1 rRNA gene is annotated in these 1,328 nt (G+C 50.1%); it reads left to right on the top strand.

Annotated elements, in window-relative coordinates:
- Positions 1-1,328: ribosomal RNA gene (locus AB5935_RS26420) — 23S ribosomal RNA — on the top strand; the annotation flags it as partial.

The following is a 1,328-nucleotide window of genomic DNA, read 5'->3' as shown; positions in this document are numbered from 1 at the left end:
TGCTAAGACAGCTAGGATGTTGGCTTGGAAGCAGCCATTCATTTAAAGAGTGCGTAACAGCTCACTAGTCGAGGAGTCTGGCGTGGATAATAATCGGGTATTAAGTTGTCTACCGAAGCAGTGGGATCATTGAAATGATCGGTAGGGGAGCATTCCAGTCAGCGTCGAAGGCGTACCGCGAGGTATTCTGGAGCGTCTGGAAAAGCAAATGTAGGTATAAGTAACGATAAAGGGGGCGGGAAACCCCCTCGCCGAAAGACTAAGGTTTCCTGATCAACGCTAATCGGATCAGGGTAAGTCGGGTCCTAAGGCTCAGCCGAAGGGCGATGCCGATGGCAGAAACGGTTAATATTCCGTTACTACCTCCAGGAGTGATGTGGAGACGCAGTAGTGACAATGCCGCCATCTGACGGAATAGATGGTTGAAGGGTGTAGATGTTGATCTTGGCAGGCAAATCCACCATGAGAATCGAACCTGATAGTATGCCGCGTCCCTCGGGACAAGGCAATAGTGCATGTAATCATGCTGCCAAGAAAATCCGCTAAACTAAATCCTGTAGGTACCCGTACCGTAAACGGACACACGTAGTCGGGATGAATATTCTAAGGCGCTTGAGTGATTCACGGTTAAGGAACTAGGCAAACTGACCCTGTAACTTCGGGATAAAGGGTCCCTACCCGGTGACGGGAGGGCGCAGAGAATAGGTCCAGGCAACTGTTTAACAAAAACACAGGGCTGTGCTAAATCGAAAGATCCTGTATACAGCCTGACACCTGCCCGGTGCTGGAAGGTTAAGAGGAGACGTTATCGTTGAGAGAAGCGTTGAATTGAAGCCCCAGTAAACGGCGGCCGTAACTATAACGGTCCTAAGGTAGCGAAATTCCTTGTCGGGTAAGTTCCGACCTGCACGAATGGTGTAATGATCTGGACGCTGTCTCAACCGTGAGCTCAGTGAAATTGTAGTATCGGTGAAGATGCCGATTACCCGCGATGGGACGAAAAGACCCCGTGAACCTTTACTATAGCTTATCATTGAATCTGGGCACGTGATGTGTAGGATAGGTCGGAGGCTTTGAAGGGGGTACGCCAGTATCCTTGGAGCCGCTGTTGAAATACGACCCTTCATTTGTTTGGATTCTAACCCGTGTATATGGGGACACTGATTGGTGGGTAGTTTGACTGGGGTGGTCGCCTCCAAAAGCGTAACGGAGGCTTCTAAAGGTGCCCTCACGGCGATTGGTAACCGCCGTTAGAGTGTAATGGCATAAGGGCGCTTGACTGGGAGACTGACAAGTCGATCAGGTAGGAAACTAGAGCATAGTGATCC

The sequence above is a fragment of the Phocaeicola sp. RTP21198st1_B8_RTP21198_201120 genome (assembly GCF_040929485.1).
In the GTDB taxonomy this organism is placed as follows: Bacteria; Bacteroidota; Bacteroidia; order Bacteroidales; family Bacteroidaceae; genus Phocaeicola; species Phocaeicola dorei.
This window is presented reverse-complemented; position numbering and strand designations above follow the sequence as displayed.